The sequence below is a fragment of the Vibrio aphrogenes genome, from assembly GCF_002157735.2.
GTDB classification, from domain to species: Bacteria; Pseudomonadota; Gammaproteobacteria; order Enterobacterales; family Vibrionaceae; genus Vibrio; species Vibrio aphrogenes.
The window spans coordinates 838,010-859,889 of record NZ_AP018690.1 but is presented as its reverse complement, the minus strand read 5'-3'; the positions used below and the strand labels follow the sequence as shown (position 1 = coordinate 859,889).

General features: G+C 42.4%; 21 protein-coding genes. 13 read left to right on the top strand and 8 right to left on the bottom strand.

The annotated features are described in order from the left end of the window. Window positions 1-474: 474 nt before the first annotated feature. From VCA1004_RS15055 to VCA1004_RS15040, 4 genes are all read left to right on the top strand, one after another. The gene (locus VCA1004_RS15055) at window positions 475-2,106 is read left to right on the top strand and encodes a diacylglycerol kinase family protein (protein WP_086981242.1); all 1,632 of its coding nucleotides are present in this window, start codon (window positions 475-477) and stop codon (window positions 2,104-2,106) included. 193 nt (window positions 2,107-2,299) lie between these two features. After that, the gene (locus VCA1004_RS15050) at window positions 2,300-3,178 is read left to right on the top strand and encodes a DMT family transporter (protein WP_086981241.1); all 879 of its coding nucleotides are present in this window, start codon (window positions 2,300-2,302) and stop codon (window positions 3,176-3,178) included. 233 nt (window positions 3,179-3,411) lie between these two features. Further along, the gene (locus VCA1004_RS15045) at window positions 3,412-3,891 is read left to right on the top strand and encodes a DUF1097 domain-containing protein (protein ID WP_086981240.1); all 480 of its coding nucleotides are present in this window, start codon (window positions 3,412-3,414) and stop codon (window positions 3,889-3,891) included. A gap of 135 nt (window positions 3,892-4,026) precedes the next feature. Next, entirely contained in the window at window positions 4,027-4,383 is a 357-nt protein-coding gene (locus tag VCA1004_RS15040; protein ID WP_086981239.1) for a helix-turn-helix domain-containing protein, read from the top strand. A gap of 317 nt (window positions 4,384-4,700) precedes the next feature. On the opposite strand, the gene VCA1004_RS15035 is transcribed toward VCA1004_RS15040, so the two are convergent. From VCA1004_RS15035 to VCA1004_RS15015, 5 genes are all read right to left on the bottom strand, one after another. Beyond that, window positions 4,701-5,465 carry an ATP-binding protein gene (locus tag VCA1004_RS15035; protein ID WP_086981238.1) on the bottom strand — a complete coding sequence of 255 codons (765 nt, stop codon included), beginning with the start codon at window positions 5,463-5,465 and terminating at the stop codon, window positions 4,701-4,703. Window positions 5,466-5,630: 165 nt separating this feature from the next. Next, window positions 5,631-6,167 (bottom strand): hypothetical protein, encoded by a 537-nt coding sequence (locus VCA1004_RS15030; protein ID WP_086981237.1) that lies wholly within the window; start codon window positions 6,165-6,167, stop codon window positions 5,631-5,633. A gap of 489 nt (window positions 6,168-6,656) precedes the next feature. Beyond that, window positions 6,657-7,511 carry a glutathione-dependent disulfide-bond oxidoreductase gene (yghU, locus tag VCA1004_RS15025; RefSeq protein WP_086981236.1) on the bottom strand — a complete coding sequence of 285 codons (855 nt, stop codon included), beginning with the start codon at window positions 7,509-7,511 and terminating at the stop codon, window positions 6,657-6,659. 143 nt (window positions 7,512-7,654) lie between these two features. After that, on the bottom strand, window positions 7,655-8,347 hold the full coding sequence (locus VCA1004_RS15020; protein WP_232012666.1) for a peptidoglycan DD-metalloendopeptidase family protein: 693 nt from the start codon (window positions 8,345-8,347) through the stop codon (window positions 7,655-7,657). Next, the gene (locus VCA1004_RS15015) at window positions 8,344-9,597 is read right to left on the bottom strand and encodes an MFS transporter (protein ID WP_086981235.1); all 1,254 of its coding nucleotides are present in this window, start codon (window positions 9,595-9,597) and stop codon (window positions 8,344-8,346) included. The genes VCA1004_RS15020 and VCA1004_RS15015 overlap by 4 nt, the downstream gene beginning before the upstream one ends. A 296-nt stretch (window positions 9,598-9,893) precedes the next feature. Between VCA1004_RS15015 and VCA1004_RS15010 the strand changes: the two genes are divergently transcribed. After that, window positions 9,894-10,358, top strand: coding sequence for a DUF2846 domain-containing protein (locus VCA1004_RS15010; protein WP_086981234.1), 465 nt, complete (start codon window positions 9,894-9,896; stop codon window positions 10,356-10,358). Between the two features lie 182 nt (window positions 10,359-10,540). Here VCA1004_RS15010 and sstT read toward each other — a convergent pair whose 3' ends face one another. Both sstT and VCA1004_RS15000 read right to left on the bottom strand, forming a co-directional pair. Then, window positions 10,541-11,779: a serine/threonine transporter SstT gene (gene sstT, locus VCA1004_RS15005; protein ID WP_086981233.1), complete on the bottom strand. Its 1,239-nt coding sequence runs from the start codon at window positions 11,777-11,779 to the stop codon at window positions 10,541-10,543. 466 nt (window positions 11,780-12,245) lie between these two features. After that, a complete protein-coding gene (locus VCA1004_RS15000; protein WP_086981232.1) occupies window positions 12,246-12,530 on the bottom strand; it encodes a DUF4282 domain-containing protein in 285 nt (94 codons plus the stop codon). 608 nt (window positions 12,531-13,138) lie between these two features. Here VCA1004_RS15000 and coxB point away from each other — a divergent pair. The 4 genes from coxB (at window position 13,139) to VCA1004_RS14980 (ending at window position 17,642) form a co-directional block, all read left to right on the top strand. Beyond that, entirely contained in the window at window positions 13,139-14,287 is a 1,149-nt protein-coding gene (gene coxB / locus VCA1004_RS14995; protein ID WP_086981412.1) for a cytochrome c oxidase subunit II, read from the top strand. Between the two features lie 62 nt (window positions 14,288-14,349). Continuing rightward, window positions 14,350-15,921, top strand: a complete 1,572-nt coding sequence (gene ctaD / locus VCA1004_RS14990) for a cytochrome c oxidase subunit I (protein WP_086981411.1) — start codon at window positions 14,350-14,352, stop codon at window positions 15,919-15,921. Between the two features lie 25 nt (window positions 15,922-15,946). Next, window positions 15,947-16,519 carry a cytochrome c oxidase assembly protein gene (locus tag VCA1004_RS14985; RefSeq protein ID WP_086981231.1) on the top strand — a complete coding sequence of 191 codons (573 nt, stop codon included), beginning with the start codon at window positions 15,947-15,949 and terminating at the stop codon, window positions 16,517-16,519. 205 nt (window positions 16,520-16,724) lie between these two features. After that, window positions 16,725-17,642 (top strand): cytochrome c oxidase subunit 3, encoded by a 918-nt coding sequence (locus VCA1004_RS14980; protein ID WP_086981230.1) that lies wholly within the window; start codon window positions 16,725-16,727, stop codon window positions 17,640-17,642. 66 nt (window positions 17,643-17,708) lie between these two features. On the opposite strand, the gene VCA1004_RS14975 is transcribed toward VCA1004_RS14980, so the two are convergent. Further along, window positions 17,709-17,939: a DUF2909 domain-containing protein gene (locus VCA1004_RS14975; protein WP_086981229.1), complete on the bottom strand. Its 231-nt coding sequence runs from the start codon at window positions 17,937-17,939 to the stop codon at window positions 17,709-17,711. Window positions 17,940-17,961: 22 nt separating this feature from the next. Between VCA1004_RS14975 and VCA1004_RS14970 the strand changes: the two genes are divergently transcribed. From VCA1004_RS14970 to cyoE, 4 genes are all read left to right on the top strand, one after another. Continuing rightward, complete coding sequence (locus VCA1004_RS14970; RefSeq protein ID WP_164520890.1) at window positions 17,962-18,762, top strand: SURF1 family protein; 801 nt, start codon at window positions 17,962-17,964, stop codon at window positions 18,760-18,762. A gap of 106 nt (window positions 18,763-18,868) precedes the next feature. Continuing rightward, window positions 18,869-19,477: a hypothetical protein gene (locus VCA1004_RS14965; protein WP_232012665.1), complete on the top strand. Its 609-nt coding sequence runs from the start codon at window positions 18,869-18,871 to the stop codon at window positions 19,475-19,477. Window positions 19,478-19,508: 31 nt separating this feature from the next. Continuing rightward, window positions 19,509-20,654: a COX15/CtaA family protein gene (locus VCA1004_RS14960; RefSeq protein WP_086981227.1), complete on the top strand. Its 1,146-nt coding sequence runs from the start codon at window positions 19,509-19,511 to the stop codon at window positions 20,652-20,654. Window positions 20,655-20,844: 190 nt separating this feature from the next. After that, window positions 20,845-21,864, top strand: coding sequence for a heme o synthase (gene cyoE / locus VCA1004_RS14955; RefSeq protein WP_086981226.1), 1,020 nt, complete (start codon window positions 20,845-20,847; stop codon window positions 21,862-21,864). Window positions 21,865-21,880: the final 16 nt, after the last annotated feature.

Genomic DNA, 21,880 nt, shown 5'->3' with positions numbered 1-21,880 from the left:
AATATCAACAGAACCTCACAATTGAAGTTTCAATATGACGTTTTCTGAGTTGGACGTATGAAAGGAAAAAGTATCCAAACTCGTAGATTTGCAACCTGCGCCCATTAACCTTGCGTTAACGAATAGCGACACTAAATTAGGCTGTTTACACTGTAAATGTTAACAGTTGAGTGTGGCGGTTGGTACTTTCTTGCGAAGAACAGGCGCGATAATAAAACGAATTTTCAAATAGTAAATCAGAATAATTTTATGGTTTCGATAAGTTTTTTTGTTCATCATTTTGCGATAAACCTGTGATTTTTCACTTCGAGATAAACTCGGTTGCGCTGGGCCAATCCGTAATACAAAAGCAACCTTAGAATGACAAATAGGGCAGGAAAAGATAAAGGCTTAGCAAATAAAAAGCTGAAATGTGTAATAGATTTGTTTCATGGTGGTAACTCGGATAAGGTGAGGTAAAACAAGGAGGAATGGATGCTAGTGACCAAATACTATATTGCAGGCAGTCTGGTGTTTTATGTGCTGGCCTTGTTATGCCCTAATTTTTGGCTCTCATTGCCTTTAGCTTGGATTGCCTTGTCTTTATCGATTGTCAGTATCGCCTATTTGTGCAACTTCCCACATTTATTCCGTAAAAAGCCTAATGGTGTCATTCCCAATGCGATGCAATGGCTTCTTGCGCCATTTCTTATCGGGGCGCATTACTATAATTATTGGGCTAGAACGCATGATTCTGTCGCCCCCATCCAACGAATTGATCCGCAGTTATATTTAGCGCGTCGCTTATTTTCAAAAGATTTAAAAGAGCTGAAAGCGCAAGGGATCACCAGTATTTTAGATATCACCGCCGAGTTTCATGGCTTACAAAGTGGTCAAGAAGATCGTGATTTTGATTATTTCAACCTACCAGTACTTGATCATAAAGTCCCTTCCAAAAGAAAGTTAATCAAAGCCTTAGATTGGATGGATGTGCAATTAGCTGATTCAAAAAAAGTAGTGGTACATTGCGCATTAGGCAGAGGGCGCTCAGTATTTGTGTTGGCGGCTTATTTATTACGTCGTTACCCCAGAATGAGTATTGAAGAGGTGATGCAAAAAATTCAAACCATACGCACGACTGCCCGTTTGAATAAGGAGCAAATGGCAATGCTGCAGCAATTGCATCGACAACAGGCATTTCAAACCGAGCCAACATTATGGTTGATCGTCAACCCTGTTTCAGGCGGAGGAAAGTGGGGGACTTATCAAGAAGCGATCCTCGATAAGCTCACCGCTCAATATCACGTTGAGATCAGAGAAACCACCCGAGATCTTTCGGCGGCAGAATTAACCAAACAAGCGTTAAATTCAGGCGCTACCTTTATTGTTGCTGGGGGCGGTGATGGAACCGTAACAGAAGTGGCTAATCAGATTGTGCATACGGACATTGTGTTGGGCATCTTACCTTTAGGCACCGCGAATGCACTTTGTCATGTGTTATATGGTATTGAAAATAAAATCATTCCCGTTGAAACCGCATGTAATGCCATTTTACAAGGTGAAGTCACACAAATTGATACCGCGCGTTGTAATCAAAATTTGATCTTGCTGGTGGCTGGCATTGGTTTTGAACAGAAAATGATTGAATACGCCGAACGAGAACAGAAAAATAATGATGGGCAATTCGCGTATTTAAAAGGGCTCTGGGGGGCAGTAACACATAATGATACCTTATCATTGCAAGTGAGTTTAGATAAGCAACCGGCTCAAGCGTTGGAAGTCAGTAGCTTAGTGATCGCCAATGCGGCTCCATTTACCACGTTATTGGCGCAAGGTGGGGGAGAGCCTGATTTGCAAGATGGTATTTTAGATATCACCTATCTACCAAGTCATGAATCAATCGCCGGGCGTTTTTTATCCTTATCAGAATTGGCTTTGTCTAATGTTTTGCCGACTGCGGAGCCGATTGGATTTGTCCATCAACAAGCGAAAGAGGTCCTAGTGACCAGTGAACGACCATTTAAATATGTGATTGATGGTGAGTTATATGAAACCGAACAACTCTCTATTTATGTGCAACCAAGATCGCTCAATGTAATGGTGCCTAGCTGGTTTACGGAGCAATAATGTACGGAGCAATGATGTATGGAGCAATGATGTACGCTTTCACTATCTCCTTTATTTCAAACTTGGCAGTCAGGTGCTTTATCTGTAAACAATAAACGAAACACAAAGGGATCAAAACTTACCCTAGTAATTTCTATAACCTCTCTTTATTATTTGATTCCTTTTATTTTTATTACTTATCGAGAACGCTTACATGCCCAACCATTCACCGGTACTCGGCGCAACATGGATGCTGGTCGCTGGACTGTCTTTTGCTTTAGTGAATAGCATTGCTCAGTACATCAGCATTACTTTTTCTTTGCCATCAACGACGGTGGCATTATTGCAATATGCCATTGCGCTCGTGGCAATTTTACCGTATCTCAAAACCTTGGGGATTCGCCGTTCCTTGTATACCAAACACTTTGGTTGGCATGCTTTTCGGGTATTTTTGTCGGTCATTGGTATCCAACTTTGGTTTTGGGCCTTGGCATATCCAGTGCCGATTTGGCAAGGCATTGCACTGTTAATGACATCGCCATTATTTGCCACTGTAGGGTCAGGGATTTTATTAAAAGAAAATGTCGGTTGGGCTCGTTGGGCGGCGACATGGGCTGGGTTTGCTGGGGCGATGATCATTTTAGAACCGTGGTCTGATGAATTCAGTTGGGCGACGTTATTGCCTGTTGGCGCAGCTTTTTTCTGGGCTTGCTACTCCTTGATGGTGAAAAAAATGTCTGTGAATGATTCACCGTCGACCATGGTGGTGTATCTGTTATTGTTACTGACCCCGTTTAACCTCTTCTTAGCATTGCCAGAATGGTCAACTCCAATGGGCTGGAATGTGTGGGGGTTATTAATTGGCGCTGGTATCTTAACGGCGCTTGCGCAATGGGCGATAGTGAAAGCTTATGCGGTTGCGGATGCGTCTTTTGTTCAGCCTTTTGATCTAGCTAAACTGCCATTTAATGTCTTTCTCGGTTGGTTAGTTTTTGGTTGGATACCTACCGGTAATTTATGGCTTGGCGCTGCGATCATGATGGCATCGATTGTCTTTATCACGCAATTTGAACGTCTCAAAAATAAAGTCTAATTCCGCAAAAGTCTAATTTCACACTAGACAAGACACAAAACGCAAGTGAGATTCATCATGAGATGTATTGCCGTAGTTTGACGGCCACCCTGATGAGTTAATCGCTTGCGTTATCATTTCTAAATGTAAGAGATCATAATTTCACTGTATGTGTGAGATGTGTATCTTGATTTTTCATGGTTCTCCCTTAGTCTTCTCGCAGTCATTTTTCTGAATCATTTAAAGAGGCGAGCATGTCTACCTTATTTGCAATATCACTTACTACTGGCTTGTTGTCGGGTGTTTGGGGCTGGATCGCCGTGTCATTAGGTTTGCTTTCTTGGGTGGGCTTTCTCGGATGTACCAGTTATTTTGCATCACCGACTCAAGGCGTGAAAGGCTTAGCGGTGAGTTTAGCCACCAACCTTGCTGGCGTAGTATGGGCGTTAGTGATGATTTATGGCGCTCAATGGCTAGGCAGTGAGATTGGCAGTTATATGTTGACGGCATTTGTCTCTTTTTTGATGTGCATTCAAGCGAAAAAATCGTGGTTGAGTTTTATCCCTGGTACTTTTATTGGTGCGTGTGCGACCTTTGCTGCGGATGGGGCATGGCAATTAGTGGTGCCGTCTTTGTTGATTGGTGGTGTGTTTGGTTACTTAATGAAAGCCAGTGGGTTGTGGCTGCAAGCACGCAGTGAGCTCAAGGTAAAGTTAGTAAAAGAGTCGCTTTAGCGGGATTTTAAAATAGCTTAAACAAACTCTGACCTCTTGATGACATGGTATTGACCTGTTTTTGTCACCGTATACGCAGCCAATAACAATCAATAAGCCTTGTATGGTAAGGCTTACAACAAAGGTAAGCGTATTATGGAATACACCGAACAAGACAGAGAAGCCTTGTATCACTTATGGATGTCGCAAAAGGCAAAACGCCACTTAACGCAGATGGACATGGCGAAGCGTTTGGGGATGAGTATCGGTGAGTTTTCAGAGATCATTCGTGGCCAAGGTGAGTTAACAAAAAGTTTCATTAGCCGTTTTTTTCAACAGTTAGACATTGAGCCACATAGCATTTTACCGTCTTTGAAGAATCAAATTACCCCTGAAAATGCCGTGGTATATTTACAAAATCGCTTGACCATTGATGGCGATATTCAAAATGTACAAATTGATGGTAACCAAGTGATCATTGATTATTGTTGTAAAGTGGCTAAGCAGAAGTAAACACTTACTTTAAGTTAACATCAGGCTCTTTACCTATCTTGTCTCCTCACAAACTCAAATCCCTCACTTTGATGATTAAAGTGGGGGATTTTTGTATTTACCGTTTGGCTATTTTTTATTGGTTTGATTAGTTAGGGTTGGTGTAGGGAAAGAATAAAGCTCCATACTAATTGCTACTACCAAGTCCGAATTAAGCTACAACTGAGTATTAAAGTATTATCAATGTTGTAGCTTATTTTTGGATAAAAACGATTTAGGGTTATTGAGTTAAAGCATTTATTAGATTAGGTGAAGTATCTTGACACCTTAAACGTTTGTTAGTTGTTTTTTTGTATACGTTCTAAAATGTAATCTTGAAGTGCTAGACCTTTTAGTTTTTGTTTACACCCATTTACTCGAACCCAAGTGTCACCCGATGAGTTGAAGAAAAGACCGACGGTATTTGATTTAGGGACATTTACCTCTAAAACATACCCATTACTAGCATTAATTACTGAATGAAATGTAACTTTGATTCTTGTTGGATCTATTGCTGGTTGAATTGTATTAATTTTAGCATTTATAACTTTATTAATTTCATCCTTTTGCATCGTAGATAACTTCAAGCTCTTTACTTTGCTGTCGTCACAAATGCCCCAGAAAATACTACCACCTGAACCGTTTAGAAACGCAACCACATATTCATCAACTAAATTTTGTATGGACTTTGCAGGGTTATTCCCTTTAACTTCCTTAAATTCATTAGTGAGATCTTCTTCCAATGAGCAAGTTTCACCCTCAGTAAACCTATGTTGGAAACTTTCACCAACTATTTCTAATTCATCAGGAAGAGACTCAAAAAAATTCCTCAGTTTTTTTATGCTTCCAGAACTCATACGGACATATTGAGACATTTTATTAATGGAACCACAACGCTTAATTAATGAATCTAATTGTTCAAGTGCTTTAGTTTTACCAACTAATTGCCCCCAAGTTCCGATTTGTCGATTTCGTTGAGGCCCAGTTATTAAACCGCCAGGAGAATATTTATCGTTGATTTCTTCAAATGCATCATCTAAATCCCAATTTTTATTAATTATCAATATTACTTCCTATCATCCCAAAATCTGCCGAAACAACTAACGCCCGCTTAAGTGGTGAGCAATATTACCATTATACTCAATAACTACACCGTAAACACAAAAGCGAAGTCAAACCAAAACCGCCGAGCGTTGCGAATCCGTCTTGAAGCGTTTGTTAGCTTTGTACTAACCCAGTTCGAAAGACTTTCTATTAAACTTAAAGTTGTTCAAATTAATTGTATCTGTACCATCATTAAAAGCATAAGCCATTGCATAGGCGTCTAAAATGCCTTTAAGTTCATCAATTTCCTCTGGAACTTGAGGTTCAACCACCCACATTCCATTTGCAAAAGAGCTATCGTCTGATTCTGTCATAACAAATTTGAAATTTGATTCGATCAACGCGTTTAGAAGTTTAGCTTTAGTTCCAATGATTCTTTTACTTCGAGCTAGTTGAGCCTCTAAGGTCATAACCATGACCATTTTACTGTAATCTATTGAAGTGTCTTCTAAATCACTAACTGGTTCATATGAGACCAGATATTGCCCCTTCGGCAACTGGAAACCTTTGGCAGAAACCATACTGTAGAGTGATTTTGAGTCCGAACTTTCAATCCTCGCCTTTTCGTAATCACCGTACAGTACAGATATGGAGATCGCTAGTGCTGAGGCACTTCTAAGCCAGCGTTTAAATTGAACTCTACTAAGAAATCGCTTGTTCATCTTAACTTGATCTCCGAAAAAGCTAACAATTTAATAGACGGAAAAAATCCGTATAGTCTTTCCGTCTATCATTCCATTCGTTTTTTCATTCAACAAGCTAAATAACTAAATTTATTCATAAAGTATGAACTTATCTCATATTAACTCAGCATAAAGTGCGGAAAAAATCCGTATAGTTCACCAAAGCCAACTCATGATGAAGATCTGTAGATTTACTCAGTATCCAAAAAAAACAATTATTCTAATTTCAAGCTATGCAAGATTCGCAACATGTAGCATGAGGAAATATATGGAAAAAGAAAATCATTGTAGCCGTTGCAAGGCTACTGGCTAACGCATTTTGGGGCATTTTCGATTTAGAAATGGCAGCGTATCAACGGCGATAACTGCCATTTTAGGATGAACCTTTATTACTTAGTATGCCTCTCACCGTTGGCTTGAGCAAAATCCCCAACAGCAACGCCGTAGGGGATTTATCTGATTATACGATTAAGGCTTCAAGCTGAGAGCGTTATCGATATCCGCAGCGCAGTGGCGTTCTTCAATCGCTTCCCAAGGTTCGCCCATCGGTTTGTTGACGATACGACCACGTTGCACCGCTGGACGTGCTAGAACTGCTTTGGCCCAACGTTGTAGGTGTTGGTAATCTTGCACTTGCAAAAACTCGGCGGCTTGATAGGAATTGTGCAGCACTAAGTTGCCATACCAAGGCCAAATGGCGATGTCGGCGATACTGTATTCTTCGCCAGCAATATAGGTGTTATTTGCTAATTGTTTATCGAGTACATCTAACTGGCGTTTCGCTTCCATCGTAAAGCGGTTGATTGGGTATTCGTATTTTTCTGGTGCGTAATGGTAAAAGTGACCAAAACCACCACCAAGATAGGGGGCAGACCCTTGTAGCCAGAATAACCAGTTTAAAACTTTGGTGCGTTGGGTAATTTCTTGCGGGATGAAATGGCCAAATTTTTCTGCCAAATACAGCAAGATAGAACCGGACTCAAACACATTGATTGGTGTGTCACCACTGCGATCGACCATGGCTGGTATTTTTGAGTTAGGGTTAACCTCGACAAAGCCGGATGAGAATTGGTCACTGTCGCCAATTTTGATGAGAAAGGCATCATATTCTGCTTCGCTGACTCCTTTGGCAAGCAGCTCTTCAAGTAGAATTGTGATTTTTTGTCCGTTGGGAGTGCCCATTGAGTACAACTGAATCGGGTGTTGACCAATAGGAAGTTCGCGTTCATAGCGTGCGCCCGCTTCTGGTCGGTTAATGCTACCCCAGGTGCCGCCTTGTTGTTCATTCGTCCAGACTTTTGGTGGAATATATTCGTTCGTCATCATCTTCCCTTTTGTTGTCTTATGCTTTTGTAGTTACTGACTAGATTACTTGGGTCTAGAGAAATAAGACAGAGGCTTGCCGGGGTTTTGTTCAGATCAGTGAGTTATAAGACAATACGATTTGGCTATATTAATTATCTTCTCTAATCTAAATCGCTGCGGCCCAATATCCAATTAGGGTTTGGGCAGTTGCGTAGATAGTGCTTAGCTTGATGGAGGGCAACTACACCTGGGTAGTCATCACGATAATCCCCTAAATCGCGAATGATTTGAAAATGCAGATGAGTCGCCCAGCCGCCGTTTTCAGTAAAAGTGCCAATTTGGGCGAAGGACTCGCCTGTCTTAATGATTTTCCCTATGTGTAAACCTTGCAGCGATTGAGTGGCTAAGTGCCCATAAAGAGTATGAAAGACATAACCGTCAAGCTGGTGGCGTAAAATGATGACAGGACCGTAATCTCCCTGAGTTTGACGATTAGCAAAAGCGACCACTTCACCTTGTAGTGGTGCAAAAATAGGGTTTCCTGCCGCAATGCCTAAATCAATGCCAATATGTAACGTGCGGGCTTCTTCTCCAGAAAAATGGTCAGTTTCTTGATAAATCATACGTTGCTCAGCGTAGCGGCCAATTTCTACGACTGCGCCAGTTTCCGCCACTTGGCGTTTTATTTCTGCTGAAAAATCATGTTGTTCATTCACTCTTTGCCAAATGTCACTGTTTGGTGATAGGTCAACAATTAAAGCTTTGCCAAATTGCCATTCAGGTAAAATGACGGGGTGAAATTGATGGTGTTTGAGTGCTTGTTCGAAGCTTTCTGATTGAGATGAGATTCTCATGCGCTTGCCTCATTCGCTGTGTTTTTTGCTGGTAAGGATTTCTGATTATGAGGCACAAATAACATGGCAATCACATAACCTATTGCGGCGACAACAGTCGGTAAAATCAGGTTTACATTGACCATCACGGCAGTCAAGTAGCCGGTCAAAGTCCAAGCTAACCCTACCATCGCACTTGATAACGCCATCGCCCACCCTTGATCTTGAGCTGAAGCGCGATCAGACAGCGCCGTAATGTACAGTGGAAAAGCGGTAGCCACCAAAATAGAGGTAACGATCATCGCCATTACATGAGTGGTGGGCGTCGGGGTAAAGGCAAGCAGAAGCATACCGATGGCAGCGCCCAATAAGACGATTCTTAGCGCTCGAGTGACATTAAATTTAGCCAAAATTAAGCGTGGAACAAACAGCAGTGACGCCATCATCACCATACCAATGGTTAACATGAAATATTGGTAAAACTCGCCTTCCACAGACAGTTGCCATTTTTGCGGCAAGATGAAGGAGATATTTTGAAAATATAGGCTCCAACTGACTTGGCATAAAAAGACAATGGCTAAGCAAGGCAATAACCCTTTCTGGCTGCGAGCTAAGGGAGCGGTCAACGAAAAGGCACTTTCTTGTTGTTGAATTGGTTGTTGTGGTAAACGCACGAGATGCAAGAGGATAAAGCACACTACGGCAATCAGTAGACACGCATAAAATGGCGCTTGAGGGCCATATAACGCGGATAATTTACTTCCTAGCGCTGGGCCAAATGACATCGCCGCTGTCATGACTACAGCTACCAAACTCATTAATGTCGTTTTGGTTTTACCGTGGCTGTTATCGGCCAAAATCGCTTGAGCAATCGGCTGGCTAGCTGAGCCTAAACTGTTAATCATATTACCGGCAAATAGTAGCGCAATCGAGCCGACGATAATGGCATAAATCGGCAGGGCAAACCCAATTGCGGCCACCACCAGACATAAGGCTGCAACGGTTTTACGGCTGTAACGATCGGCAAAGCGTGCAATAAAAGGGGTGAAGAACATTGAAATAAACGGAGCGGCTGACATCACAGTGCCAAATAAGGTTCGGCGATCTTCCAGTGGCATCGCTTGTGCTATGGCTAACGAGTGATCGGTTAAGAACAAGCTGACATATGCCGGAATCGTAATGAAAAACCCTGCCGAGCCAAGAAAGATGATGAAATACAAAACCAATAATGTCGATTTAGGTAAGTGTGTGAGTGATGCTGAGGTGGTCATTGAATTCTCCCTGAATAATGACAGCATTCTAATAGTCGTAACCCTGCAATGCTATGAAATATCACATGGAGTACAAGACGTCTGCTTACTTAACATAAACTATGGTGTGTTTTTTTGTGTTGATAATGGATTTTATTTATTACAAAACAATAACCTATAGTTATCTTTAGTGTTAAAAATGACCGTTATTAAGCATTATTGAACTCGTAGGGTCACAGTTTTCGAATTTAAGTCTAAAAGTACAAATTATATCTAGTATGTTTGATTGCGATTTTTATCGTATATAGGTTAATGATATGAAAAATAAAGTGATTTTATGTTCTGTTTTGCTTTTAGGGTTGTCAGGCTGTGCATCTGTTCCGACTGTTGACTCAACCGTTTCGGATGAAGTGAAATTATTTGAAGCTCCTAAAGAAGGACATTCTGCGATATATATTTATCGAGAAGATAGTTTTACCGGTAGGGCACTTAAAAAGAATGTTTACGTTGATGGTGAGTGTTTAGGTGAGACAGCCCCTGGTGTTTTCTTTTACCATGAGGTTCAGGGTAATAAAGAACACCAAGTGAGTACGGAGTCAGAGTTTTCTGAGAATCATTTAACTATTTTTACCGAAGAAGGCCGTAATTATTTTGTGAATCAATACATGAAGGTCGGGATGTTTGTTGGAGGAGCAAATATAGAGTTAGTTGATGAAAATGAAGGTAAAGCCGAAGTTTTAAAAGCGGACATGGCAGAAAACATTCAGTGTCCTTCTCTTTAACGATTCATGCAGTCAATCGTTTGAGCAAATCAATAATATAACATGCCTTTTTCAAGCCTTTTCTCTACGCAATTTCTGACCAGCTAATTAGTGTAGTTGGTATAATCAATGTTATTGATATCATAAAAAATGGCCAGTTGATCGCTCAACTGGCCATTGGTTTTTTATTGATCAGCAAACGCTTAAGCTTGGCTAGATTGCGCGGCGGCTTGCTCTTCGTCAGCGAGACAAACTGCCGCGGTAAAGACGACGTCTGTTGAGCTGTTTAGGCCAGTTTCTGCTGAGTCTTGGATGACGCCAATAATGAAACCAACCCCGACTACTTGCATCGCAATATCGTTTGAAATACCAAACAAGCTACACGCAAGTGGGATGAGTAATAAAGAACCACCAGCAACACCAGAAGCACCACAAGCTGACACAGCCGCAACTAGGCTAAGGAGTAATGCGGTAGGCATATCCACTTGAATCCCTAAGGTGTTTACAGCTGCAAGCGTTAAGACGGTAATCGTAATCGCCGCGCCGCCCATGTTGATCGTGGCACCTAGAGGGATAGAAACTGAGTAAGTATCTTCATTCAATTTTAGCTTTTCACATAACGCCATATTCACAGGAATATTCGCCGCACTTGAACGAGTGAAGAAAGCCGTTACGCCACTTTCACGTAAGCATTGGAATACTAATGGGTATGGGTTTTGTTTTGTTTTTAGGTATACCAATAATGGGTTAACCAGTAACGCCATGATTGCCATTGAACCTAATAAAACGGCTAATAATTGTAGGTAACCCGCAAGGGCTTCAAAGCCAGTCGTTGCAAAAGTGGTCGCGACAAGGCCAAAAATACCAATAGGTGCTAAACGGATGATAAAGCGAACTACACCAGAAACACCGTGGCTAAGATCGCTGAACATATCTTTTGTTGAAGTGTTGGCATGACGTAAAGCCAAACCTAAACCAACAGACCAAGCCAAAATACCAATATAGTTGGCATTGACTAACGCATTGACTGGGTTATCGACAATCTTAAATAGTAAGGTATTGATGACTTCACCGATGCCTTCTGGTGGTGTTGTTCCCGCTGCTGCATTCACTAATGTTAGTGTTGTTGGGAAGACAAAACTCATGATCACTGCCGTTAAGGCTGCTAAGAAGGTTCCGATAAGGTAAAGCGTGATGACTGGTCGCATGTTACTGCTTGAGTTTTTATTTTGACTGGCGATAGAGGCTGCAACCAAAATGAAAACTAAGATAGGTGCGATGGCTTTTAAGGCGCCGACAAAAAGGCTACCAAAAATAGACATACTGGTTGCCGCAGATGGAGAGAGGATCGCTAGTGCAACACCAGCAATAATACCCACCAATATTTGCAGCACTAAGTTGCCATTGGCCAATCGTGAAATAAGGGAATTGTTGTTTTGCATAATAAAGCCTGTTATATGATTTATTTTCAGTCAAAATCCTGTTTGACCGTCCCAGTAGTTTCTGGGCGTACCATCATAGCCTCTATAGTGAATCTGTCTACTATAAAGCGCATTGCCTAGCATAAGATTTAACAAATAATATTAGCACTATGTTTATATATTGTTAATCTTATGTTGCGCAGGGTTATAGCATAGATATTTGAGCAAATAAAAAGCATTTGTGTGTAAAGCGAAGACGAAATGCAGAATATGTGAGTTGAGTGAGGTGGCTTGTTCTAAGCTATTGTTTTTGTTTTTAGCGTTTGGAAGGTAAAAAGCAATACATGAAAAGCTGCGCATGAAACGATCTGAGACGTGCCATTGATGAGAAAAACGACCAATACGTATTGATTGGTCGTTGGTATAAATATCCCTTAATACACTGAATAATAATGAGTTATTTAAAATTGTTATCAGTGTAATGAGATTAAGCTTCAGTTTCTTCTTTATTAGATGCTTTTGAATCTTTTAGCGCTTGTAGGTTTTCGTTAATTTTGAAAACCACAATCATTAATTCACACCAAATTCTTGCCCCAATAGCCCCGCCTGCCATTGATAAAAGGCCAAGAATAAAGCTTTCAAAAGTGATGCCATGGTAACCACTGAACATGACAGAAAAACCAGAAAATACGGCGATCAATAACAATAACCAATATAAACCAGTCACTAACTTAGGCGTTAACATTGAATCAAAATAAAATGCAGACTTCATGATGTTCTCTCTGTGGCGCTAAGAATAATAGCGCTGTGAATAAAAAAAGAGTGTCGTTAGGACAGCTCTAGAAGAAATATTGAGGTGGTTCTAAACCCATAATGCAGATAAAGGAGGTTTGCAGGTTTGATAGAAAAATAACTCATACGCGGCTTCATAAGAAACTAAGCAAATTAATAAGTTATCCAAATCAATACAGAGATAATCATACGCTCTCTAAATATCTTTCCTCTTTGATGTAAATCATTATTTTATTTGAAATCAATAGGTTAAATTTTAATGATTGGTATGGGTTATTAGTGTCGACAATCTTTTGCTATTTCTCACCGTTCGTTTCTTGAACAAATCTCATTCCCTAACTAGCTTTAAGTAAAGCCGTACCCGCAATCAATGTATGTGATGCGGTGTTGTCATTAATCTCAATTTAGGTTGATGAGCACCGCAATCCTTGGAGCTTCCTGCTCACTCGATGTTTGGTGTGCTTCTCGCTCCTTATTATAAAAATGATATGGCTAGGACGAGGGGGCACTTTGAAATCATTACGCGACTGTGTCGGCATTTCTCATTCATTTTCAACCTTGAACCCAGTGACTTTGGCTGGGGGATGGATGACGCTTTTTTCTGCGCCTATTGCCGCTGAAACACCCCGCCTTAACCTTACCAAAGGTGTGACAGATATCAGCGGTAAAGTGTATGACTTGCATATGCTGATTTTCTATATTTGTTGCGCCATTGCCGTGGTGGTATTTGGTGTGATGTTCTATTCGATCATTCGCCATCGAAAATCGCGTGGTGCCAAAGCGGCTCATTTTCATGAAAGCACCAAAGTGGAGATTATCTGGACGGTGATCCCCATCATTATTTTGGTATTAATGGCGATCCCTGCCACTAAAACCTTGATCGCCATGGAAGACACCACTAACGATGATCTCACAGTAACGGTCACTGGCTCGCAATGGAAATGGCATTACCAATACTTTAATCATGATGTGGGATTTTATAGCTTTTTAACAACTTCACAGCAGCAAATTGAAGGCAGCGAAGAAAAAGGTGAGCACTATTTATTAGAAGTAGATAACCCGTTGGTGTTGCCGATTAATCGTAAAATTCGTTTTTTAATGACCTCGGATGATGTGATTCATTCATGGTGGGTGCCCGATTTTGCGGTTAAAAAAGATGCGGTGCCGGGGTTTATTAATGAAGCGTGGACCAAGATTGATCAACCGGGTGTGTATCGTGGCCAATGCGCGGAGCTGTGTGGTCGTAATCATGGCTTTATGCCAATTGTGGTAAAAGCGGTGACTGAAGAAGAGTTTGATGTTTGGTTAGCAGAACAAACAGCATTTGCCGCAGCGAAACGTGCCGAGCAACAGCAAGCTCTAGAAAAAACCTTGTCGCTGGATGAATTAATGGCGAAAGGTCAAACCATCTATGTTGAGCGCTGTAGCGTGTGCCATCAAGTGAATGGTGAAGGTATGGCGAACGTTTTCCCTGCGATTAAAAACAGCCCGATTGTGAAAGGCGATTTGGTGAAACATATTGATATCGTTTTACATGGTAAAGCCGGGACGGCGATGCAAGCCTTTGCGAATCAACTCAATGAAGAAGAGATTGCGGCCGTGGTGACTTATGAGCGTAATGCTTGGGGCAATGATTCTGGCGAGAGCGTGCAAGCGGCGCAGGTTAAGCAAGTGCTTACCACGGGTACGTTACAACAAGCTGATTCGGCCAAGCCTAGCCAAACGGAGGTCCAATGAATCCTTCATCTTCATCCAAAAAAGCGCGTCATCAACAGCATCATGATTATGTCTCCGATGGAGTGACATTGGCACACGATCCTGCTCATCACCTGCCTACAAGTGGCCTGAAACGTTGGCTGTATTCCACCAATCATAAAGACATTGGCACGTTATATTTGTTGTTTAGTTTGTTGATGTTTTTTACTGGCGGTGCCATGGCAATGGTGATTCGAGCAGAGCTTTTTCAACCCGGTTTGCAGTTGGTGGACCCGCATTTTTTTAATCAAATGACGACGGTTCATGGTTTGATCATGGTATTTGGCGCGGTTATGCCAGCGTTTACGGGGTTAGCAAACTGGATGATCCCGATGATGATTGGCGCGCCGGATATGGCCTTGCCACGCATGAATAACCTCAGTTTTTGGATTCTACCTTTTGCGTTTTTGATTTTGTTGGGGTCGTTATTTATGCCCGGTGGTGGGCCTGATTTCGGTTGGACCTTTTACGCACCACTTTCCACCACTTTTAGCTCAAATAGCACTGCTTTGTTTGTATTTTCGATTCATATCATGGGGATTAGCTCCATTATGGGCGCAATTAACGTTATTGTGACGATAGTCAATATGCGAGCCCCAGGGATGGATTGGATGAAGCTGCCAATGTTTGTGTGGACTTGGCTGATCACGGCTTTCTTGTTGATCGCTGTGATGCCGGTATTAGCAGGCGCAGTGACTATGGTATTGACCGATAAATATTTTGGCACTAGCTTTTTTGATGCCGCGGGCGGGGGCGATCCGGTGATGTTCCAACATATCTTCTGGTTCTTTGGTCACCCGGAAGTGTACATCATGATTTTACCTTCTTTTGGCATTATATCGGCGATCATTCCTGCATTTAGTGGCAAAAAGCTCTTTGGATATCACTCGATGGTGTACGCAACTTGTTCGATTGCTGTGTTGTCATTTTTAGTATGGGCGCACCACATGTTCACCACGGGGATGCCGGTCTTTGCGGAAATCTTCTTTATGTATTGCACCATGCTCATTGCGGTGCCGACGGGAGTGAAAGTGTTCAATTGGGTAGCAACCATGTGGCGTGGTGCACTCACTTTTGAAACCCCGATGCTGTTTGCCATTGCCTTTATTGTGTTATTTACCATCGGCGGGTTTTCCGGCTTGATGCTTGCGATTGTGCCGGCGGATTTTCAATATCACGATACCTACTTTGTGGTGGCGCATTTCCATTATGTGCTAGTGACTGGTGCGGTGTTCTCGATTATGGCGGCTGCCTATTATTGGTTACCGAAATGGACTGGGCACATGTATCACCAAACGCTCAGTGTGTGGCATTTTTGGCTCTCGGTGATTTCGGTCAATATTTTGTTTTTTCCAATGCACTTTTTAGGCTTGGCGGGGATGCCGCGGCGTATTCCTGATTATGCGATTCAATTTGCGGATGTGAATCAGATCGTGTCCATTGGTGGGTTTGCCTTTGGGCTATCACAAGTGCTGTTTTTAGTGATTGTGGTGAAATGCATTCGTGGTGGCGAAGCCGCGCCAGCAAAACCTTGGGAGCGCGCCGAAGGTTTAGAATGGACAGTGCCTAGTCCTGCGCCTCATCATACTTTTTCCACTCCCCCAAAACTGGATTAATGCCTGTTGAGATAAGAGGTGCGTTATGCAAAATCGGACGAGCAATAACAAGCTGATTGGTTATTTATTGTTGGGGGTGGTGGGAATGTTTGCCTTTGGATTTGCGCTGGTGCCTTTATACGACATTATGTGTGAAAAACTGGGAATTAACGGTAAAACCAATGATGTGGCGGCGAGCTCACAAGGCATTGTGGTGGATGAGTCGCGGTTAGTTCGAGTACAGTTTATGGCGCAAGTGAGCCCGAATATGCCGTGGCAGTTTGAGCCCATTCAAGCGCAAATGGATGTCCACCCCGGACAAGTCATAACAACCCGTTATCGAGCGGTAAATAATGCAAATGTGGCGATGATAGGGCAAGCGGTCCCTTCCGTGGCTCCGGGGTTAGCGGCGACGCATTTTAATAAAATTGAATGTTTTTGTTTCAATCATCAGCCGCTAGAAGCGAACGGTGAAGCGGAACTGCCAGTGATTTTTTATGTTGATGCGGCCTTACCTAAATCCATCAATCGGCTCACTTTGTCTTATACCTTATATGATATTTCGCCACAACAAGCGCAGCCGGAGGTAATGTTAACGACCAAGATACACTCTGAATGACGCTGATATTGCGCAAGTAGCAAACGGACTGTAAACAGCAAATATACCGTAAACAATAGATATACGATAAACAGCGAATGTACTGTAAACAACAGATATACGATAAACAGCAAATGTACGATAAGCCGCTAATGGTCGACAAGTAACCAATAACCCGTACGCAGCCGATAAGCCGATAAATAGTGGCTGCGAAAGGAGAGTCAACATGGATAAAGTTACTCATTCAGCCGAGCCTCATCATGAGCATGATAAACGGCAAACTGAAATCTATTACGTGCCTGCACAAAGTAATTGGCCGATTGTGGGGGCGTTAGGATTATTTTTGATTGCCGTGGGAGCTGGGCTCTTGTTGCAACCTAAAGGCATGCTTAGTCATTTTGGTGGTTTTGTGCTACTCGGCGGCATTGTGACGGTTGTGGTGATGATGATTGGCTGGTTTCATAATGTTATTCAGGAGTCGTTAGCAGGTCTGTATTCTCACCAAATGGCGCGCTCTTTCCGCCAAGGCATGAGCTGGTTTATTTTTTCTGAAGTGATGTTCTTTGGCGCTTTCTTTGGCGCGCTTTTCTACGCACGAATGATTGCTGTACCTTGGCTGAGTGGTGCGTCGAATAACGCCATGACTCACGAGGTGTTGTGGCCAACCTTTGAAGCGATTTGGCCGTTAATTAAAACCCCATCAGGCACCGAAACCCAAGCGATGCCGTGGCAAGGTTTACCGCTCATGAACACTCTTATTCTGCTGACATCCTCGATTACTTTGCACCTTTCTCAATTGAGTTTGGAGAAAAACCAACGTACCGCTTTGATTGTGTGGCTTGAAATCACCATAGTGCTGGCGATCGCCTTTTTGTTCTATCAAGGCCAAGAATATCTGCACGCATACCAAGAGATGAATTTGACGTTGCAATCAGGCGTGTATGGTAACACGTTCTTTTTATTGACTGGCTTTCATGGGCTGCATGTCACCTTAGGGACGATTTTTCTCATCGTGTTGCTGGCTCGTATTGCTTTCGATCACTTTACTCCGCGCGATCATTTTGCTTTTCAAGCCGGCAGTTGGTATTGGCACTTTGTTGATGTGGTGTGGCTATGTCTGTTTGTCTTTGTTTATGTGCTGTAAGGGAGAAGCTGAGTTTCTAGTTTCTAGTTTCTAGTTTCTGGGGCCTAAGTACATCTGGTTACCTAGTTAATAAGGTCGAGGGTGCGGGTCGATTAAACCAGAGCTGAGGCCTATTAATAACAGCATGATGATGATAATTGAGATCAATAATCGGCGGCCTAAATAACGACTCATTGGCACTGTCTGTTGATCGTTGGGCTCGCGCTTCACCAGAATAAAAAGCGCACGACCGAGGTTCACTATGACAAATAAGAGCAAGAGCACTAATAGGAATTTAAATAATAAAACCAATGTCATGGTGCCTCCTACATTGGGAAAATTGGGCGCAAAAAAAATCGTGCTGTTGTTATTAACTGTGGTGGTATTTGGCGCGATGGTCAAACTGGGTTTTTGGCAATTAGACCGAGGGCAACAAAAACAGCAAATCGAGCAGCAATTGCAACAATGGCAACAGGCTCAGCCAGTGGATATCGCCACCGCGTTATCTCAGTCTCAAGATATTACCGGGAAAAAAATTGCAGTTACCGTGTCGCCAATCATGAATGGCTCAATCTCCGTTAGCACCGTTTATTGGGATAACCAAACTTGGCAAGGCAAGGTGGGGTATTTGGTGTTTCAACCAGTCCAAATGCTGGACTCTAGATTAGAGACAGCTTCTACCATTGCGTTATTAGAATTGGGTTTTGTCGCGGTAGGCGCTGAGCGAGAGCAATTGCCACAAGTCGCGAGCGTGGTTCAAGAACAGCGTATTGAAGGGCGCTTATATCGTCGCCAAGACAATCCGATGAGTGAAGGGTTAATGCTGGAGGAAATGCCATCATCATCGGCGATTCGTATCCAAAATTTGGCGTTGGAATCCTTAGCGCAGCATTGGCAACGAGCGATGTTGCCTTACGTTATTCAGCCACTTTCGGATTTAAAACTCAATGATAATAAAGGGGGGCAAGTGAGTGAGCAATTACCTCATCCTTGGACTCCGGTTCCGCTTAGTGCGCAACGACATTATGGTTATGCGGTGCAATGGTTTTCGATGGCTTTGGTGTTGTTGATGCTAGTGGTGCGGTTTGTGTTTCGTTCTTATCGAGCGCGTAACCATGATGCTTTAAAACCGATGCCTTAAAGAGGTACATTAAACCCGAGGTGTTAAAACCGATATATAAAAATAATATATTAAAAACAATGAATTATGAAGGTTTGTAAAAAACAATAATGAGTAGGGGGAGAGGATGACAAAAGCGCATGCGATAAAAGAAGGTGGCCATTATCATCAACGGAATCGTCACGTTTTGTGGTGGATGCTGCTCATTTTTGCTTTACCTGTGATAGCGGCAAAACTCATCCTTTCTCAACATTGGTATCAACCGGCGGTGACCAATCATGGTCTTTTTATTGATAACAGATTGTATTATCAGAGTTTAAATATAAATAACCCCGCCCCTCAACGTTGGCAAATTGCTTATCTGTTACCTCATTCTTGTTTAGCTTTGTGTCAGCAACAACTTCATTTATTAAAGCAAACCCATATTGCGCTCGGTAAAGATCAGCCCCGCGTCATGCCAGTTGTATTGATGTCTTCTGAGCTAAATCCAAGTTCACAACAAATGAAAGCTGACATTGAGCAAATGGGGTTTGTGGTGCAGGTTGCCGCCAATATGGATGCGGATTTAACTCAAACAAGCGCTGGGGTTAGCTTGCAAGATTATGTGTTGATTGACCCTCGTGGGCAGTGGGTGATGCGCTATCCCAGCGTATCAACAGCAGAGCAATTACCTAAAGAGTTGAAAGGGTTACTTGCAGATTTACGTAAGTTGTTGACGTTATCACGAGTAGGCTAAAGGGGTATCACTTGAGTGAATAGGGGGCGATATGGACTATGAAAAATGGTTGTTATGGCTAATAAAAATAAGCCTTGCGCTCACTTTGGTGGTGATCATTTTGGGGGCATACACGCGTATTTCAGATGCGGGATTAGGCTGCCCAGATTGGCCCGGCTGTTATGGACAAATGGTTGTTCCTAGTCATAGCGAGGATATTATTCGTGCGACCCAACATTTTCCTGAGCATACGATTGAGCCGAATAAAGCTTGGTTAGAGATGATTCATCGTTATGTGGCGGGCACCTTAGGTCTATTCATTGTCGCGCTAGCGTTCGTCAGTATGAAAGTCTCCCATGTTAGTAAACGCTTACCGTTAGCTTTAGTTTTAGTGGTATTTTTTCAAGCGGCATTGGGAATGTGGACCGTGACGCTTAAGTTGATGCCGATTATTGTGGTCTTGCATTTATTCGGTGGTTTTTTTCTGCTGAGTTTATTGTTTATTTTTTATTTATCATTACGTTGCCCTTTTACCCCCTCTCACAATTACTTCCACTCTGTTGAGCTTCCTACTCATTGTGTTAACTCCAAGTTGTCCTTGGCCAAGGGGGCTAACTTGTATAAAGAAACTAACTTGTATACAGGGCCTAAGTTGTATAAAGGGACTAACTTATATAAAGGACCTAACTTGTATACCGGTTGTTGGCTCGTCTTAATGATCTTGAGTGCGCAAATTTTTCTTGGCGGTTGGACTTCTTCCAATTATGCCGCGTTGGTATGTACTCGCTTACCTTTATGTGACGGTAATTGGTGGCAAGCATGGAATTTGCCTGGTGCATTCACGATCTTCCAACACTCATTATTGATGGAAAATGGCAGTTTTGAATATGGGGTATTGGATTACGGATCTCGCATGACCATTCATATATTGCACCGGATGGGCGCAGTGTGTACGGCGCTAGCGATAGTGATTTTTGCTTGGCGCTTATGGCGGAGCCATGTTCATCCAAGGTTAAATTATGCAGCAGGTACGCTGGTGGGGTTACTGGCAATACAAATCGGCTTAGGAGTGAGCAATATTGTGCTGCATCTGCCGGTTATTTTAGCGGTATTGCACAATTTTGTCGCAGCGCTGCTATTGTTAAATACAGTATTGATATTGGTGGGGTTAAAACAATGTTTTGCTGCTGATAATTAGCCGACCAGCTTGCATACTAAGTTTACGAGACTAAACCCAAAATGAAGCGGAGTGCTTAAATTAAAACAGGGTACTTGAATTAAAACAGAGTGCTTAAAGTAAAATAGAACTCTTAAAGCAAAGCAGATAGGCCAATATCAAATAGATAGACCGGTGAAGTTAGCTGATTATTAACGTTAGGAAGGTGCGTATGCCTAAATCAAACGTGATCCCTTTTCCGCCTCAAGACAGTAAGGTTGAACAATCCCTTACGCCAAATCCACCGACCTTTGTGGCGCATTCTTCTCAATTACCACAAGCGGTTAGCCCAGCAGTGAGCGCTTGGTCAAAAGGTTATTGGCTCAAACAAATGAAACTGTATTACTCATTGACCAAGCCTAAAGTTGTAATGCTAATGCTGCTTACTGCGTTAGTCGGAATGTGCTTGTCGACAGAAGGAAAGTTATTACTCCAGCCGTTAGTGTTGGGATTAACAGGTATTGGTTTGATGGCAGGGGCAGCAGCGGCATTGAATCATTTAATTGATCGTAATATCGATGGTGTGATGAAGCGTACTCAGCATCGACCATTACCTTCTGGGCAACTTGGTTATTGGAAGGTGATCGTGTTTGCTACGGCGCTGGGAGTGGCCGGTTTTACGCTGCTGTATTTTGGCGTCAATGGGCTTACCGCTTGGCTGACGTTTGCCAGCTTGTTAGGTTATGCGGTTATTTATACGTTATATCTAAAACGTGCTACGCCACAAAATATTGTGATTGCCGGAATCGCAGGGGCAATGCCGCCATTGCTGGGTTGGACTGCAATGACAGGGGCGCTTCATCCTCATGCTTGGTTGTTGGTGATGATCATTTTTATTTGGACACCACCGCACTTTTGGGCATTGGCCATACATCGTTGTGATGAGTATGCCAAAGCGGATATTCCTATGTTGCCAGTGACACATGGTATTGAATTTACGAAAACCAGCGTCTTGCTGTATACCATTTTATTAATGTTGGTGTGCGCATTACCGGTTTTGTTTGGTATGAGTGGGGCGATCTACGCTGTTGTGGCGATGGCGCTATCTCTAGGGTTTATTTATAAAGCGTGTCAGTTGAAATATTTTGCTAAACCAAATAGTGCGATCGACACCTTTAAATTTTCTATTTACCATTTAATGGGGTTATTTATTGCTTTATTAATAGATCATTACGTAGTGATAAGCCTTTGAATTTAAGATTGTTATG